This is a genomic window from Bradyrhizobium sp. WYCCWR15520, from assembly GCF_056174665.1.
The window spans coordinates 23,244-37,377 of record NZ_JBWBWM010000015.1; the positions used below are offsets into that span (position 1 = coordinate 23,244).

The window sequence follows — 14,134 nt, forward strand, 5'->3', positions numbered from 1 at the left end:
CTGACTTGAAACCCGGCGGCACAAGGCCGGACGGTCAGTAGCCCAGGCCCTTCTTGCTGTCGTAGATCTTCTGCGGATCGTCGGCGGCCGTATAGAGCTTCGATTCCGTCTGGATCCACTTCGGCGGCACCGTTCCCTTCGCCTTGTAGGCCATGATCGCATCGAGCGCCGGACCCGCCATGTTCGGCGTCAGCTCGACGGTCGCATTGGCCTCTCCGGCTGCGATCGCCTTGAAGATGTCAGGCACCGCGTCGATCGACACCGTCAGGATGTCCTTGCCCGGCTTGAGGCCGGCCTCCTTCATCGCCTGGATCGCGCCAACCATCATGTCGTCGTTATGGGCATAGACCGCGCAGATATTCTTGCCGCCGCCTTCGGCCTTGATGAAGCTTTCCATCACCTCCTTGCCCTTGGCGCGGGTGAAGTCGCCGGTCTGGCTGCGCACCACCTTGAGGTTGGCGTTCTTGGCGACCACGCTGTCAAAACCCTTCTTGCGGTTGGCCGCGACGCTGGCGCCCACTGTGCCCTGCAGCTCGACGACGTTGCACGCCTTGCCGGCCACCGCCTTCGCCAGCCATTCGCCAGCGACCGCGCCTTCGTGCACGCTGTCCGAGGTGACGGCGGTGAGATAAAGCTCCTTGCCCGACGGATCGATGTCACGGTCGAGCAGCACGACCGGAATCTTGGCTTCCTTGGCCTCCTTCAACACCGCATCCCAGCCGCTCGACACGACAGGCGCGAGGAAGATGGCGTCGACGCCCTGGGCGATGAAGGAGCGGATCGCCTTGATCTGGTTCTCCTGCTTCTGCTGGGCGTCCGCGATCTTGAGCGTGACCTTGCGCTTGGTGGCCTCCGATTTGGAGACCGAGGTTTCCGCCGCCCGCCAGCCGGATTCGGACCCGATCTGGGAAAAGCCGACGGTGAGTTCGGCGGCAGTTGCCGGCAGTGCGAGGGTGAGAGCGACCAGCGCAGTGGCCGCAAGAAGGGCTTTGGAGGTCATGAGGCGCATTCTCCCAAATGTTGTTCAAGGTGCCCGCATCCCCGATTTCGGTATCAGGGCACCTTTTCGCTGCCCGTTGGCGGCAGCGTGCGGAATATTTCACGGAAGGTTGGCGCTGACTAGTCATATTATTTGACTATTTGGTTCCAGCCGTCACTCCCTCGTGGGTTGGCTCACCCTCCCTCTATGCGACGACTTCCTCGCCCGGCGGTGGCTTGATCGCACCAGCGGTTTGACCTTGTTTGCCCGACGCATGCGGCGCAGTTACGCGTGGTCTGATGCCGACAGCACCCCGAGGATTCGACATGCAGCCCGCCGCCGCGAAACCGCTCTACATCCGCATGCATGCGGACGATAACGTCGCGATTGTCGCGAACCGCGGCGGTCTGCATCCGGGTGCCGAATTTGCCTGCGGCTTGCGGCTGATCGAACAGATTCCGCAGGGCCACAAGGTTGCCCTCGCCGACATCGGCAAGGACGAAGCCATTCGCCGCTACGGCGAGGTCATCGGCCATGCCGCAGCGCCGATCGCCAGAGGTAGCTGGGTCAAGGAATCGCTGGTGCAGATGCCCGATGCGCCCTCCTTCGACAATCTGCCGCAGCCGAATGGCGGCGCGATCCGGCTGCCGCCGCTGGAAGGCTACACGTTCGAAGGCTATCGCAATGCCGACGGTTCGGTCGGCACCCGCAACATCCTCGCGATCTCGACCAGCGTGCAATGCGTCGCCGGCACGGTCGAGTTTGCGCTGGAGCGGATTCGCAAGGAACTGCTGCCGAAATATCCCAACGTCGACGACGTCGTGGCTGTCACGCATGCCTATGGCTGCGGGGTCGCGATCAACGCGCCGGGCGCCGCGGTGCCGATCCGCACGCTGCAGAACCTGGCCCGCAATCCCAATTTCGGCGGCGAGGTGATGATCGTCGGCCTTGGCTGCGAGAAGCTGCAGCCCGAACTGCTGCTGCCCGAGGGCATGAGCGCCGATGACGAAATCATGCGGATGCAGGATGAAGGCCTCACCGGCTTCGGCGAAATCGTCGAGGACATCGTGCAGATGGCCGACGCGCGCCTCAAGATATTGGACCAGCGCCGCCGCGAGACCTGCCCGGCCTCGGCGCTGGTGGTCGGCATGCAATGCGGCGGCAGCGATGCGTTCTCGGGGGTAACAGCCAATCCGGCACTCGGCTTCGCCGCCGATCTTCTGGTTCGTGCCGGCGCCACCGTGATGTTCTCCGAAGTCACGGAGGTACGCGACGCCATCCATCTGCTGACACCACGTGCGGCGAACCAGGAGGTGGCGGATGCACTGGTGCGCGAGATGGCCTGGTATGACCGCTATCTCGCCGGCGGCGAGGCCGACCGCAGCGCCAACACCACGCCAGGCAACAAGAAAGGCGGCCTCTCCAACATCGTCGAGAAGGCGATGGGCTCCGTCATCAAGTCCGGCACCGGCCCGATCGCGGGCGTGCTGGCGCCGGGCGAGCGTGTCCGCGAAAAAGGGCTGATTTTTGCGGCGACCCCGGCCAGCGATTTTGTCTGCGGCACGCTGCAGCTTGCCTCGGGCATGACGCTGCACGTCTTCACCACCGGCCGCGGCACGCCCTATGGACTTGCCGCCGTCCCCGTCATCAAGGTGTCGACGCGCAGCGAGCTCAAGCAACGCTGGCACGATCTGATCGACGTCGACGCCGGCAGCATCGCCACGGGCGATGCCACGATCGAGGACGTCGGCTGGGAGATCTTCCGCCTCATGCTCGACGTCGCGAGCGGCCGCGAGACCTGGGCCGAGCACTGGAAGCTGACCAACGCGCTGGCGCTGTTCAATCCCGGTCCGGTGACCTGACGCGATGCAGGGGCGAGCCGTCGTGGCTGACGGCGGCTAAGCCGCCATCAGCCTTTCGATCTCGGGTATCGGATGAGAGGTCAGTTCCTTCGGAACTTCGGCGACGATGCGCTCCGCCACTTCGGCATGAAAAGCCTGCCGGAGATTGCCCAGCACTTTCGCGGGCGCAACGACGACCAGTCTGTCGAAGTGGTTGCCGTGAGCCAGGCGATAGAGCGCTTCGGCAATGGTGCCGGCGAACCGCTCCTCTGCGAGGTAATGCCAGTCGGCCTGCTCCATTGCGCTTCGGGCCGTACCGACGCTCTGGATGGAACGGCCGGGACGATCCGTCCCCTGCTCGCGCGTTGCCGGATTTTCCTGCTCGAGAACCTGCTCGACCTCCAGATTGAGTCGCTGCGGAGTGCCTTTGTTGCGGAGAAAAAGCGCCTTTCGTCCATCGCCGATGAGCATCAGAGTGTTGTGAGAAATGTGGGGTTTTTGTCCAGCGGTCATTGTTATCCTTGCTCCATGCGGGCCTAACGCATGAAGTGCCGGGTTGGTTGCCTACCGGACACAAGGAAGAGAAGCGGCCATCCCAGCCGCTTCCCTCCTCGACATATTTAGACGTATTTACATGTCAGTCGTCGTCGATTTCCTCGATGATCCGGCGTTCGCCGGGCTCGATGATGTAGGTCCGATCGTCTCGCTCGATATAGCGATACTCCCGCAGCCGCGGAGATTCCTGATATACCTCATCAGGGAATGACCGGATCACGACCGAGTCCGGCAGGCGATCGCCAACGCGAATACGCGTGGAGGTCGCGCTGCCCGTGGTGCGCTGCTCGACCCTGTTCGAACGCTGCTCGGTTCTGGACGAACGCGCATGCTTGCGAACGACGTCCCGTTCGCTGTCCGAGAAAGTCGACTTGCGCGGTGCCGGCGCAGCCGCGGTCGATCGGCCGCCGCGTGGCAGCACGTCGACGATCTTGTAGGTCGAGGGTTCGATGATCACGATGTCCTCGCGAACCACGATGAAGTTGTAGCCGCGATATTGCGGCATCACCTCGACCACGTCAGCCGGCAGCGGCTGGAAATGCACATTGCGGGGCACGACCGTGCCCACCGACAATGAGAAGTTGACGTTGGTTACCGGCCTGGCGTTCAGCCGGCTGATGGATGTGCTGACGCGGGTGCGCTGACTCTCCGTCAGATTGGCCGAGACGTTGACGTTCGTCCGCGACTGCGCGGCGTTGGTCTGCGCGTTCGAAGGCTGAGCCGCTGTATTGGTCGAACCCTGGCAGACCCGGTGCTCGGTGCATTGTTGGTCGCATTCGTCGGACCGGTCGATGGCTGCGTGCTTGTCGACTGGTTATTGGCCGGTGGGGCCGTATTGGTCTGCGCCTGCGAAGGTTGCGAGGACGAGCTCGGCTGTTGAGCCGATTGCGCCTGTGACGGTTGCTGCGAAGGTTGCTGAGCCTGCTGCTGCTGCGCCGGCGGGTTGGCTGTATTGCCATTAGATCTCGCCTGCGGCGTCGCGGCTGGCTGATTTGACTGGGCCTGCGGACGTGGCGAATCGGCCGTCGCATTGGTCGGCGGTGGCTGCGCGTTCGAACTACCGCCTTCGGTATTTTGTCGGGTCGAAGGTGATGGCGACGCCTTGGGCGACTGGCTTTGCGCGGATGGCGCATTGGTTCTTTGTTGATCGCTCGGCGATTGCGCGAATGCGCTTGTGCCCAGCATCAGTCCGGCGACGGCGCCGGCCAAAAGACTATGTTTCATGTTCCGCTCCTTGTTCCGTTCTTGGAAGATTTGTGTCACCGCCGGACTAACCCGGCGCGGCTCAGCGCCGTTCCGCCGGCTCGCGGGCCCCAACCTTCCGGAACCTCCCGATCGTTCCACTCACTGCCGGAACCAAAGCGGGGGCGATGCTTTGAGCCCCCGTAGGGCAGCATTCGAATGAGGAGGAACTTATGAGGAAGATTGCAATCGGCCTGCTGGCCGGCGCGGGCGCGCTCCTGGCCGGCAGCGCAAATGCGACTGACGTCTACACCGAGAACGAATACACCAACTCCGATCTGATACAGCAGGTCCGCATGGTCTGTGACGAAGATGGACGATGCTATCGCACCCGCGGCGGCAGTCGCGTGATCGTGCGCGATTCCTATGCTTATGCGCCGCGCGAGCGCTATATCGAACATCGACGCTATCGCGACTGGGACGAACCGCGAGCCGGCGTCGGCATTCGAGCACCCGGCGTCAGCGTGGGCGTCGGCATCGACAGCAACCGCTGGTAAGACAATTGAGGGGAGGCTTCGGGTGCGGTCCGAAGTCTCTCCAGCACTGCCTGAATATTTCATGTGTTTCACGGGAACGGCGACCTGCGGTGCCTGTTAGCGGGTGAAGCAACCGGCAAACGGAGAGGCATATGAAAGTTTCCGATGTGATGACATCCGAGGTCCAACTCTGCACCCCCGATGACACCCTGAAGGACGCCGCGCAGGCGATGGCGGCGCTCGGTGTCGGGTTGCTGCCCGTCACCGACAACGACCGTCTGGTCGGCATGATCTCCGACCGCGATATCGCAATCCGCGGTATCGGCATGGGCCGAGGCCCCGAGGGACGAGTCGGCGACGTGATGACGGCCGACGTCAAATATTGCTACGACGATCAGGACCTCGAAGAGGTGAGCGCCAACATGGGCGACATTCAGGTCCGCCGCCTGCCGGTGCTCAACCGCAACAAGCGGCTTGTCGGCATCATTGCGCTGGGCGACATCGCGCTGGTCCAGCGCGGCAACGGCACGGGCGCGGCGCTGTGCGCAATTTCACGCCCCGGCGGACAGCATGCCCAGGTCTGAGCTACGCAAGCCTGAGCTACGCAAGCCGTCGGAAAGCTCTGTGACTGACCGGCCATGAAGCGCTTTGAAGGGAAAGTTGTCATCGTGACCGGCGCGGCCTCCGGCATTGGCGAGGCTACCGCGCGGCGCTTCTCGTCCGAAGGCGCGCGTGTCGCTTTGGTGGATCGCAACGAAATGCCGCTGGCCACCGTCGCGAAAGACCTGCCGGCGCAACTCACCTTGGCCCATCTCGCCGACGTCTCGGATAGCGAATCCGTTGATGCCATGGTGAAGACCGTGCTGAAGCGCTTCGGGCAGCTGGATGTTCTCGTCAACAATGCCGGCGTCTACGAGGGCGGCGACCCGGTCGAAATCAGCAACGAGCAGTGGCGCAAGGTGATGGCCACCGATCTCGACGGCGTCTTCTTCGGCTGCCGCGCGGCCCTGCCCCATCTCGAGAAGACCAAGGGCTCGATCGTCAACACAGCTTCCGTATCGGGAACCGGAGGAGATTGGGCGGCGAGCCCCTATAACGCCGCCAAGGGCGCCGTTGTGAACCTGACGCGGTCGCTGGCGCTGGATCTCGGCAGAAAGGGCATTCGCGTGAATTCCGTCTGCCCCAGCCTGACCCGGACCGGCATGACGGCCGACACGATGGAGGACGAGGCACTGCTGGGGAAGTTCCGGGAACGAATCCCGCTGGGTCGGGTGTGCGAACCCCGTGAAGTCGCCGCCGTCATTGCGTTTCTTGCCAGCGACGACGCAAGTTTCGTGACGGGTGCCAACGTCGCCGTGGATGGCGGCGTTTCTGCTTCCAATGGCCAGCCGCCACTGGCGTAGCCGTTTTTCACACTGTCACAGGAACCCTGGCCAGCTGCTCACCGTTCTAATTCCCATCATACGGATGGGGGAACGCCGACGGAGCGGCGAGGACCGATGGCACCGACACCCAAATCAACATTCCCTCGAAACCGCAAAACCTCACCGCGAAATCTCGAGCGCTATCGAATTCGAGCGCTCGATGATTTCGGAGACGAACTGCTGGACGACTGGATGGTGGCCTATCCGGCCGCCGATCTGGCGCGGTCGGATTGACCCGTTTAAGACTTCTTCGCGCGCTTCTTCGAACGTTTCTTTGAACCTTTCTTGGGTACCTTGGCGCCCTTCTTTCGTGCTTCCGACAGGCCGATCGCGATCGCTTGTTTCCTGCTCTTCACCTTCTTGCCGGACCGACCGCTCTTCAGCGTGCCGGACTTACGCTTCTTCATGGCGCGGCCGACCTTCTTCGCCGCCCCCTTTGAATATCTGCGCTTCGTTGCTTTCTTCGCCATCTTGTTCATCCTCACCGTTCAGATAATTCACACGGACTCGGCTCTGCCGGCATTCCGCGCGCCCATTGCGCCCATTCCTTGCGCCTCCTAGTGCTTGCCGACCGTCTTTCCCGCCGCCATCTCCTGCGCCATTTGGAGATGGTGGCGCAGCGTCGGAAGCATCTTGTCCGCCCACTCCTTCAGTTTCGGATGGTCGCCGCCTTTGGCGTAACGCTCGAACAGCGACACGGCGTCCTTGTGACCACTGACCTGTTGGATCTGGTACCGGGAGCTGAAGTCGCCGCCTTTGAGCGATTTCAGCTTGTCGATCTTGCTCTGGTGGGTGCTGTCGAGCTGGGTCGGGAGCGTCACCTTCAGGTCCCCGCCGGAGACCATGGACTTCAAGTCACTGGTCGTCTTCTCGTGATCCTTGATCATGGCGGCGGCAAAGGTTTTCTCGGCAGCATTGCCCCGCTCCTGCGCGAGCTGGCTGGACTGGATCTCGAACATGTCGCTGATGGCGGCCTGCTTCACGAAATCTTCCGTCGCCGGCGTGATGCCAAGCGTTGAATTAACTCCGGTCTTCTCTCCGATCGACTGGGCCATGGCAGGCGTTGCCAGGAGAACGAGGGCAAGGCATGGGGCAAGGTATTTCATTTTCATATTCCTTCGTCGCCAGGTTCGGCCCGGCATCTGTCTTATCAATCAGCTATCCTCCTCTATCGTTCCCTTTGCACGCCGCCGCTGCGAGCCCGTCGTAACGTCCGGTCAGGCCTCGCACTGCGGCAATGCCCCGTTTCGAGCCATTATTTCCCGCAACCGTGTGTCAGGGATCGGACAGACGAGAACTCGCTTGCAGGCTATTTTTGACGCGAGCAATGCCCACTTGCCGGCTGATCGGACTGTGAGTGTAGCGCGACCAAAGCCAGTATTCCGCATCGGGGAAACTGCACCGTTCACCGGTCAGGCCGCCGGCATGAACCTGACTGTCATTCGGATTGCGATGCAGATCGCGATGCCATGCGCGCTCATCGCCGTCGGCGCCGCCGGTCTCTTCCTTGTGGTCAGACATGTGACGTGGGTCGGATGATGTTACTGCCCGCGATTTTCACCCTGGACATCGATGGACGGCCCACGCTTGCTTTCGAAGCCAAGAACTTGCGCGAGTCCCAGCAACTCTGTCACGAGCACTGGCTGCGTCAGGACATCGCCGTCTTGATGTCGAACGGCGAACCTCTATGGGATGGCAAGGCGCGGCTCCGGGCACGGCGTTCGACCGAGAACGAAATTGCCGCCTACCGGGAAGCGGCGCGGGATTCCAAGCAGACGGAAGGAGACCTGCTGCTGGCCTACCTCGTCGAGCTCGACGATCTCCAAGAGACCCCCTTGAAGAGATCCCCTGACCACGGACATAGCGGCCTTCGGAAAAGCTGAACGAGATCTCATCGGCTACGCAGGCCGCGCTTGCCGTCCCTCGCTCTCCTGGCAGATGCAGGAACAACTCATCTTCGCCGATCATTACATCCTCGCCCAAGCGCGACATTCGCTGCGCATACCGTTCACGATGCGAAGGAAGACGGCACCAAGGTCGTCCTGAAGCCGTGATGCCAAGAGAGACACCATGCCACGCGTCCTGATCGGCACCTCAGGCTGGCACTACGATTCCTGGCGCGGACCGTTCTTTCCCAGGGGATTGCCGCTCAAGGAGCAATTGCCGTATTACGCCGGCCAATTCCCGACGACAGAACTGAACGGGGTGTTTTACCGGACGCCGACGCCGGAAGCGGTAAAGGGCTGGCGCGCGCAGACCGGAAGCGATTTCGTGTTCGCCTGGAAGGCATCGAAATTCATCACGCATTGGAAGCGGCTCTCGGAGAATTCGGTCAACAGCCTCGAACTGCTGGAAAGCCGTCTGTCCCTGCTCGGGAAGAAGGCGGGGCCGATCCTGTTTCAGCTGCCGCCGAACTTCCACGCTAACGCCGACCGCCTGGCGTCCTTCTTCAAACTGCTTTCGAACAAGCGACGCTACAGCTTCGAATTCAGGCATCCGAGCTGGTACGAGCCCAAGGTCATCCGGCTGCTGCGCGAGCAAAACATCTCGCTTTGTATCTCCGACCATCATGACGCCCCGGCGCCGTGGAAGCGTACGGCCGATTTCGTCTATGTCCGCGGGCACGGGCCCGGAGGCCGCTACAAGAATCACTATGGCGAGGCCGCCCTTGCCGATTGGGCCCGCCGCATCAGGTCCTGGAAGAAACAGGGCTGCGACGTGTTCGTCTACTTCGACAATGACCAGAAGAGCGCCGCACCGGCCGATGCCCGGCGCCTGATCGAGCTATTGTGACAGGGCCGAGCGCGATGCAGCGGAGGAACCAAGACCTCGGACTGCCGTTGGCCTTTCGATCAGGTTCTTCAGTTATCGGGTTTTCGGATGAGCCATTTTGCGGACCGGCGTAGCAGGTCGTTATGGATGGAAGTCGAGGTCGCGCCCAACGCAACCCGCTTGCAGGGCGATAAGGAATGCGACGTCGTCATCATTGGCGCGGGCATTGCAGGAATCTCCACCGCCTACGAGATCGCCACCGAAGGCGCGCGTGTCCTGGTGATCGATCGCGGCAAGATTGCCGGCGGCATCACGGCGCGAACCACGGCCCACCTCGCCCCGCTGTGTGACGACCTGACATCGGCGATGATCGGCCTCCGCGGCGAGGAAATCTCGCGCCTGTTCTACGAAAGCCAGGCGGCTGCGATCGATCGCATCGAAGAAATTCAGAACAAAGACTCCATCGACTGTGATTTTCGCCGCCTCGACGGCTATCTCTTCCAGGCACTGAATACCGACTCGAAAATTATCGAGGACGAGTTGGATGCCGTCCGCAAGGTGGGGGCGCCTGTCCATCGGCTGGTCGGCGTTCCCTTCTCCCACTGCGAGCAGCAGCACGTGTTGCGTTACCCGGGCCAGGGCACGTTCCATCCGCTAAAATATCTCAAGGGGCTTGCCGCGGCTGTCGAAGCAAAGGCCGGGACATTCCACGCCGACACGGTCGTCGAGTCCATCGAGGAGCGTGACGACGGCAAGGTGGTCGTCTCAACCGCAGGCGGCAAGGTCGTTGCCCGCGCGGCGGTCGCGGCGACGAATTCGCCGATTATGGATCGATTTGTCCTGCACACCAAGATGGCGCCCTACCGCTCCTATGCGATGGCGTTTTCGATCAGGAAGGGCGCGATCCCGGACGCACTCTACTGGGACACGCTGGACCCCTATCACTATGTGCGGCTGCAGCCTGGCGAGGGACAGACCGACCATCTCATTGTCGGCGGCGGCGACCACAAGAGCGGCGAAGCCGACGATGCCGAGGTGCGCTTTCAGGCGCTCGAGGCCTGGACACGCAACCTCATCCCCGAGGTCCAGGACGTCACCCACCGGTGGTCGGGACAGATCCTCGACACCATCGATTATGCCGGCTTCATCGGCAAAAATCCCGGCAGCGAGAATATCTATGTGCACACCGGCGATTCCGGCCAGGGCATCACCCACGGCGTGGTGGGCGCCATGATCAATTCGGCATTGATCCAGGGCCGCGGCAGCAAATGGGCCGAAGTCTACGCCCCCTCGCGCAAGACCCCTGCCGCGATCGGCAACTTTGTGAAGGAGAACATCACGGCAGTGAAGAATTTTGCCGAATATCTCGCGCCGGGCGAACTGAGCGCAGTGAGCGATCTGAAAGCCGGACACGGCGCCATTATCCGGCACGGCCTCAGCAAGATCGCCGCCTATCGCGATTCCGCCGGCAAACTCTATGCCCGCTCCGCAGCCTGCACCCATATCGGCTGCCACCTGCACTGGAATTCGTTCGAGACGTGTTGGGACTGCCCGTGCCACGGGTCTCACTTCGCATTCGATGGCACGCCGCTCAATGCCCCCGCGGTCAGCCCGCTGGCCGCGCACGAGATCGAGGATAAGCCGTAAAATTCCATCGCCCGTCGTCAGCGAAAATTGCGCGGCAAACCATTATGGATATCGGTGGCGGCGACGGCAGCGTGGCCCGTTGCCACCGCGATCTGGTGCAGGTCTGAAACCGCGTCTCCCACGGCGTACAATCCCGGCACATTCGTCCGTTGATGTGCATCGACCTCGATACATCCGACATCGTTGTGCCGGGCACCGAGGTTCTTTCCCAGCTCCGAACGCACCTCGCAGCCCAGCACCGGATAGATCACGTCGAAGCTTTCGATCGTCCCGTCGCTCAGAGACGCGATCATTTGCTTGCCCCGTCTGCGAAATGCCAGGGCGCGGGCCTTGGGAATGCGAATACCTGCTTCCGACAATTCGCGGCCGGGCAGTTCGTCGCAAGACTTGCCGTCCAACGTCAACAGCGTGACGTGCCTGGAATAGGTGCGCAGAAATAGCGCTTTCGCGGCCGCGTCATTGGCGCTGCCCAATACCCCGATCCGAAGGTCGGATGCTTCGAACCCGTCGCATATCGGGCAATACCGGACCAACCCGCTGCCGACGGCCTCTCGCAGATCGGAATTGGCGAGGTCGCGGTCAACCAATCCGCTTGCCAGCACGGCCCGTGCGGCTTCGATGGCTCCTTGCGAGCAGATCGCCTCGAAGCCGCACCCGGCGCGCCGCAAATCCGTAACCCGGTCGGCGATGATTTCGACACCGTAATTCTTGGCCTGCGAAGTCAGCGCCTCGAGCAGCCTTGGACCGGAAATTCCATCGGCAAACCCTGGATAGTTATGCGTTTCGGGGATCAGCGCCGCCCGGCTTTGCCTGCTATCGATGACGACGGCCTTGCGTCGGTACCGCGCCAGATATATCGCGCAGGTCAGCCCCGCCGGCCCGCCACCGATGATCAGCGCATCGAGTCCTCTTGGCTCAAATCCCGACATCACCTTCTCTCCTCGGAGAGCCAATCGCGAGGCGTGTCGCAACGTTCCTCTCGTTTGCGCGGCCGCGTGGTCCCGGTGCCGCAGGAACGAAGGCCGCGGCCGGACATTGACCCGGACCAGCCCGCGACATCACAGGTCACGACCATGGGCACGATCAAACGAGCGATCCGCCGGGTTGCGGGGAAGACCAAGGAAGTCATCGCCGAAGTCGTTGGCGACGGCAAGCTGTAAGAGGAAGGCCAGGCGGAACAGCGCAAGAGCGAAGAAGAGGACAAGGAACCCGGCACGCTCAATCCGCTGGGAAATCTCCACCGTCTCACTTGAGCCGCAGCACTGAACACCCGCGTTAGCAGCGCCGTCTTTTCAGGGAGAGATACAATGCTGCACTACCCGCGCCCACCATTTCCCAGCCAGCACCAGCCGATGCCGGGCACGACCGGCGCCATGAACCCGCTGCCGGATCATGGCGAAACATCCTACAAGGGCAGCGGCCGGCTCAAGGGCAAGAAGGCCATCATCACGGGCGGCGATAGCGGCATCGGCCGCGCGGTCGCCATCGCCTTCGCCCGCGAGGGAGCCGATGTCCTGATCTCCTACCTCGAAGAGCACGACGACGCCCGCGAGACCGAGCGACTGGTAACGGACGCCGGCAGGAAGGCCGTTCTTGTTTCGGGCGACATCCAGCACCCCGATCATTGCAGGGCTGTCATCGCCAAGGCAGCGTCTGAACTCGGCGGCATCGACATCCTCGTCAACAACGCAGCACACCAAGCCAGCTTCAAATCCATTGAAGACATCAGCGATGAGGAATGGGAATTGACCTTCAAGGTCAACATCCACGCCATGTTCTATCTGACCAAGGCAGCCGTCGCTCACATGAAGGCCGGAAGCTGCATCATCAACACCGCCTCGATCAATTCGGATGTGCCCAACCCCACTTTGCTGGCCTATGCGACCACCAAGGGCGCGATCCACAATTTCACGGCGGGGCTGGCGCAGATGCTGGCCGAGAAGGGCATTCGCGCCAATGCGGTCGCCCCGGGGCCGATCTGGACCCCGCTGATTCCTTCGACCTTGCCCGAGGACTCCGTGAAGAATTTCGGCAAGCAGGTCCCGATGAAACGCCCGGGCCAGCCCGTCGAGTTGGCCACCGCCTATGTCATGCTGGCCGATCCGCTTTCCAGCTACGTCTCCGGCGCGACGATTGCGGTCACCGGCGGAAAGCCGTTCCTCTAGCGTAGGGCCGCAGACGGGATTCGCCGCGACGCCGCTCCAGTCTAGTCGCGAGCGGTGGTCTGCACACGATTGCTCAGATATTGAACGAGAATGACCGTTTTGGCGTCGACGATTTCGCCGGCTGTGATCATCGCGGCAGCTTCATCCAACGTGGCCTCGACCACCTCGATGTCCTCTCCCTCCTCCTTGAGCCCGCCACCGTCCGACACTCTGTTCTGCGGCGAATAGGTACAGGTGAAGAAGACGATCTTCTCCATGATCGCGGCTGGACTGACGTAGAGCTCGAACAATCGTTGCACGTTCATGATCTTGTAACCGAGCTCTTCCTGCATCTCCTTCACAATACGTCGTTCGGCGCTTTCGCCATCGAGCTTGCCGGCGCATGCTTCCACAGTTCGCTCGACGCCATTCTGCAGAAATATCGGCAGCCGCAATTGCCGGGTCAGCAGCACGGTCTTGCGGGCGGGATCATAGGGAAGAATGACGGCCGAGTTGCCGTTGTCGTAGATTTCGCGCTGGCGCCGCTGTTGCTCGCCGTCGCGCCTGCGCTGCTCGTAAGTCACGCAGGTCAGCTTGCCCTTGCCCTGGGCAAGGGTCTCGACGTCGCGGATGTGTACCGTCTCACCGTCCATTGTCGCGGGGCGTGCAAACGCACGAATGGCGCTGCCTTGCAAGCAACGGCAATCGTAAGGATCTAACGGCCACCGGGCTGCGGACCAGCATTGTCAACCTGCCCTCAGATAAAGGGCTCCCAGATGAACACGGACCTGTCATCAGGCCGACGCGAGCACCGGAGGCATGGACTGCTTCCGTAAGAATTGCTGATAGGCCGTGATGGCCCTGTTGGCGAGCATCAGTCGCCGCCGCTCGCCACGGCGTACCATCAACTCGATCGCGTCGCTGAGGAAGCGGCCGGCCACCATCGCATCGCCCAACTCTCCCGTACGTTCGAGATAGTCCCAAGCGATCGCAATCGAACTCTCGATCAGTAGTGGCAGTGGTTCCGTCATCTTGCGTTCAATCCGTTTGTTGG

18 protein-coding genes are annotated in these 14,134 nt (G+C 62.2%); 9 read left to right on the top strand and 9 right to left on the bottom strand.

The features are described 5' to 3' along the window. Positions 1-34: 34 nt before the first annotated feature. Positions 35-1,000, bottom strand: a complete 966-nt coding sequence (gene ytfQ / locus AC0QUY_RS18385; RefSeq protein WP_475387837.1) for a galactofuranose ABC transporter, galactofuranose-binding protein YtfQ — start codon at positions 998-1,000, stop codon at positions 35-37. 305 nt (positions 1,001-1,305) lie between these two features. On the opposite strand from ytfQ, the gene garD reads away from it, so the two are divergent. Beyond that, complete coding sequence (gene garD, locus AC0QUY_RS18390) at positions 1,306-2,841, top strand: galactarate dehydratase (RefSeq protein WP_475387838.1); 1,536 nt, start codon at positions 1,306-1,308, stop codon at positions 2,839-2,841. A 36-nt stretch (positions 2,842-2,877) separates the two neighbouring features. Here garD and AC0QUY_RS18395 read toward each other — a convergent pair whose 3' ends face one another. Next, positions 2,878-3,333 (bottom strand): host attachment family protein, encoded by a 456-nt coding sequence (locus AC0QUY_RS18395; protein ID WP_161853201.1) that lies wholly within the window; start codon positions 3,331-3,333, stop codon positions 2,878-2,880. 124 nt (positions 3,334-3,457) lie between these two features. Then, entirely contained in the window at positions 3,458-3,943 is a 486-nt protein-coding gene (locus tag AC0QUY_RS18400) for a DUF1236 domain-containing protein (protein ID WP_475387966.1), read from the bottom strand. An 847-nt stretch (positions 3,944-4,790) separates the two neighbouring features. Between AC0QUY_RS18400 and AC0QUY_RS18405 the strand changes: the two genes are divergently transcribed. From AC0QUY_RS18405 to budC, 3 genes are all read left to right on the top strand, one after another. Further along, positions 4,791-5,114 carry a hypothetical protein gene (locus AC0QUY_RS18405; protein ID WP_475387839.1) on the top strand — a complete coding sequence of 108 codons (324 nt, stop codon included), beginning with the start codon at positions 4,791-4,793 and terminating at the stop codon, positions 5,112-5,114. Between the two features lie 131 nt (positions 5,115-5,245). Continuing rightward, positions 5,246-5,677 (top strand): CBS domain-containing protein, encoded by a 432-nt coding sequence (locus AC0QUY_RS18410; RefSeq protein WP_161853199.1) that lies wholly within the window; start codon positions 5,246-5,248, stop codon positions 5,675-5,677. A gap of 54 nt (positions 5,678-5,731) precedes the next feature. Continuing rightward, entirely contained in the window at positions 5,732-6,496 is a 765-nt protein-coding gene (gene budC, locus AC0QUY_RS18415; protein WP_161853198.1) for a meso-2,3-butanediol dehydrogenase, read from the top strand. Positions 6,497-6,756: 260 nt separating this feature from the next. Here the strand turns inward: budC and AC0QUY_RS18420 are convergent, their stop codons facing one another. Both AC0QUY_RS18420 and AC0QUY_RS18425 read right to left on the bottom strand, forming a co-directional pair. After that, a complete protein-coding gene (locus tag AC0QUY_RS18420; RefSeq protein ID WP_161853197.1) occupies positions 6,757-6,987 on the bottom strand; it encodes a DUF6496 domain-containing protein in 231 nt (76 codons plus the stop codon). A gap of 87 nt (positions 6,988-7,074) precedes the next feature. Further along, positions 7,075-7,572, bottom strand: coding sequence for a DUF4142 domain-containing protein (locus AC0QUY_RS18425; RefSeq protein WP_475387967.1), 498 nt, complete (start codon positions 7,570-7,572; stop codon positions 7,075-7,077). Here AC0QUY_RS18425 and AC0QUY_RS18430 point away from each other — a divergent pair. The 4 genes from AC0QUY_RS18430 to AC0QUY_RS18445 all read left to right on the top strand — a co-directional run bounded on the left by AC0QUY_RS18430 (position 7,475) and on the right by AC0QUY_RS18445 (position 10,936). Further along, on the top strand, positions 7,475-8,056 hold the full coding sequence (locus AC0QUY_RS18430; RefSeq protein ID WP_475387971.1) for a hypothetical protein: 582 nt from the start codon (positions 7,475-7,477) through the stop codon (positions 8,054-8,056). The two genes, AC0QUY_RS18425 and AC0QUY_RS18430, sit on opposite strands and share 98 nt — an antisense overlap. Further along, positions 8,056-8,400 (top strand): hypothetical protein, encoded by a 345-nt coding sequence (locus tag AC0QUY_RS18435; RefSeq protein WP_475387840.1) that lies wholly within the window; start codon positions 8,056-8,058, stop codon positions 8,398-8,400. Before AC0QUY_RS18430 ends, AC0QUY_RS18435 begins: the two co-directional genes overlap by 1 nt. 187 nt (positions 8,401-8,587) lie before the next feature. Beyond that, a complete protein-coding gene (locus AC0QUY_RS18440) occupies positions 8,588-9,310 on the top strand; it encodes a DUF72 domain-containing protein (RefSeq protein WP_475387841.1) in 723 nt (240 codons plus the stop codon). A 126-nt stretch (positions 9,311-9,436) separates the two neighbouring features. Next, on the top strand, positions 9,437-10,936 hold the full coding sequence (locus tag AC0QUY_RS18445; RefSeq protein ID WP_475387842.1) for an FAD-dependent oxidoreductase: 1,500 nt from the start codon (positions 9,437-9,439) through the stop codon (positions 10,934-10,936). Between the two features lie 17 nt (positions 10,937-10,953). Here the strand turns inward: AC0QUY_RS18445 and AC0QUY_RS18450 are convergent, their stop codons facing one another. Together AC0QUY_RS18450 and AC0QUY_RS18455 are read right to left on the bottom strand one after the other, a co-directional pair. Next, on the bottom strand, positions 10,954-11,865 hold the full coding sequence (locus tag AC0QUY_RS18450; protein WP_475387843.1) for an NAD(P)/FAD-dependent oxidoreductase: 912 nt from the start codon (positions 11,863-11,865) through the stop codon (positions 10,954-10,956). 129 nt (positions 11,866-11,994) lie between these two features. Then, positions 11,995-12,177, bottom strand: a complete 183-nt coding sequence (locus AC0QUY_RS18455; RefSeq protein WP_475387844.1) for a hypothetical protein — start codon at positions 12,175-12,177, stop codon at positions 11,995-11,997. Positions 12,178-12,243: 66 nt separating this feature from the next. On the opposite strand from AC0QUY_RS18455, the gene AC0QUY_RS18460 reads away from it, so the two are divergent. Next, positions 12,244-13,101 (top strand): SDR family oxidoreductase, encoded by an 858-nt coding sequence (locus tag AC0QUY_RS18460; protein WP_475387845.1) that lies wholly within the window; start codon positions 12,244-12,246, stop codon positions 13,099-13,101. Between the two features lie 41 nt (positions 13,102-13,142). On the opposite strand, the gene AC0QUY_RS18465 is transcribed toward AC0QUY_RS18460, so the two are convergent. Both AC0QUY_RS18465 and AC0QUY_RS18470 read right to left on the bottom strand, forming a co-directional pair. Further along, positions 13,143-13,733 carry a GDP-mannose pyrophosphatase gene (locus AC0QUY_RS18465; RefSeq protein WP_475387846.1) on the bottom strand — a complete coding sequence of 197 codons (591 nt, stop codon included), beginning with the start codon at positions 13,731-13,733 and terminating at the stop codon, positions 13,143-13,145. Positions 13,734-13,874: 141 nt separating this feature from the next. Further along, positions 13,875-14,111, bottom strand: a complete 237-nt coding sequence (locus AC0QUY_RS18470; RefSeq protein WP_161853189.1) for a hypothetical protein — start codon at positions 14,109-14,111, stop codon at positions 13,875-13,877. Positions 14,112-14,134 lie beyond the last annotated feature (23 nt).

Bases quoted from the DNA above. Each gene is read 5' to 3' on its own strand.
- ytfQ (WP_475387837.1), bottom strand. From the start codon at position 1,000: ATGACCTCCAAAGCCCTTCTTGCGGCCACTGCGCTGGTCGCTCTCACC.
- garD (WP_475387838.1), top strand. From the start codon at position 1,306: ATGCAGCCCGCCGCCGCGAAACCGCTCTACATCCGCATGCATGCGGAC.
- AC0QUY_RS18395 (WP_161853201.1), bottom strand. From the start codon at position 3,333: ATGACCGCTGGACAAAAACCCCACATTTCTCACAACACTCTGATGCTC.
- AC0QUY_RS18405 (WP_475387839.1), top strand. From the start codon at position 4,791: ATGAGGAAGATTGCAATCGGCCTGCTGGCCGGCGCGGGCGCGCTCCTG.
- AC0QUY_RS18410 (WP_161853199.1), top strand. From the start codon at position 5,246: ATGAAAGTTTCCGATGTGATGACATCCGAGGTCCAACTCTGCACCCCC.
- budC (WP_161853198.1), top strand. From the start codon at position 5,732: ATGAAGCGCTTTGAAGGGAAAGTTGTCATCGTGACCGGCGCGGCCTCC.
- AC0QUY_RS18420 (WP_161853197.1), bottom strand. From the start codon at position 6,987: ATGGCGAAGAAAGCAACGAAGCGCAGATATTCAAAGGGGGCGGCGAAG.
- AC0QUY_RS18430 (WP_475387971.1), top strand. From the start codon at position 7,475: ATGTCGCTGATGGCGGCCTGCTTCACGAAATCTTCCGTCGCCGGCGTG.
- AC0QUY_RS18425 (WP_475387967.1), bottom strand. From the start codon at position 7,572: ATGGCCCAGTCGATCGGAGAGAAGACCGGAGTTAATTCAACGCTTGGC.
- AC0QUY_RS18435 (WP_475387840.1), top strand. From the start codon at position 8,056: ATGTTACTGCCCGCGATTTTCACCCTGGACATCGATGGACGGCCCACG.
- AC0QUY_RS18440 (WP_475387841.1), top strand. From the start codon at position 8,588: ATGCCACGCGTCCTGATCGGCACCTCAGGCTGGCACTACGATTCCTGG.
- AC0QUY_RS18445 (WP_475387842.1), top strand. From the start codon at position 9,437: ATGGAAGTCGAGGTCGCGCCCAACGCAACCCGCTTGCAGGGCGATAAG.
- AC0QUY_RS18450 (WP_475387843.1), bottom strand. From the start codon at position 11,865: ATGTCGGGATTTGAGCCAAGAGGACTCGATGCGCTGATCATCGGTGGC.
- AC0QUY_RS18460 (WP_475387845.1), top strand. From the start codon at position 12,244: ATGCTGCACTACCCGCGCCCACCATTTCCCAGCCAGCACCAGCCGATG.
- AC0QUY_RS18465 (WP_475387846.1), bottom strand. From the start codon at position 13,733: ATGGACGGTGAGACGGTACACATCCGCGACGTCGAGACCCTTGCCCAG.
- AC0QUY_RS18470 (WP_161853189.1), bottom strand. From the start codon at position 14,111: ATGACGGAACCACTGCCACTACTGATCGAGAGTTCGATTGCGATCGCT.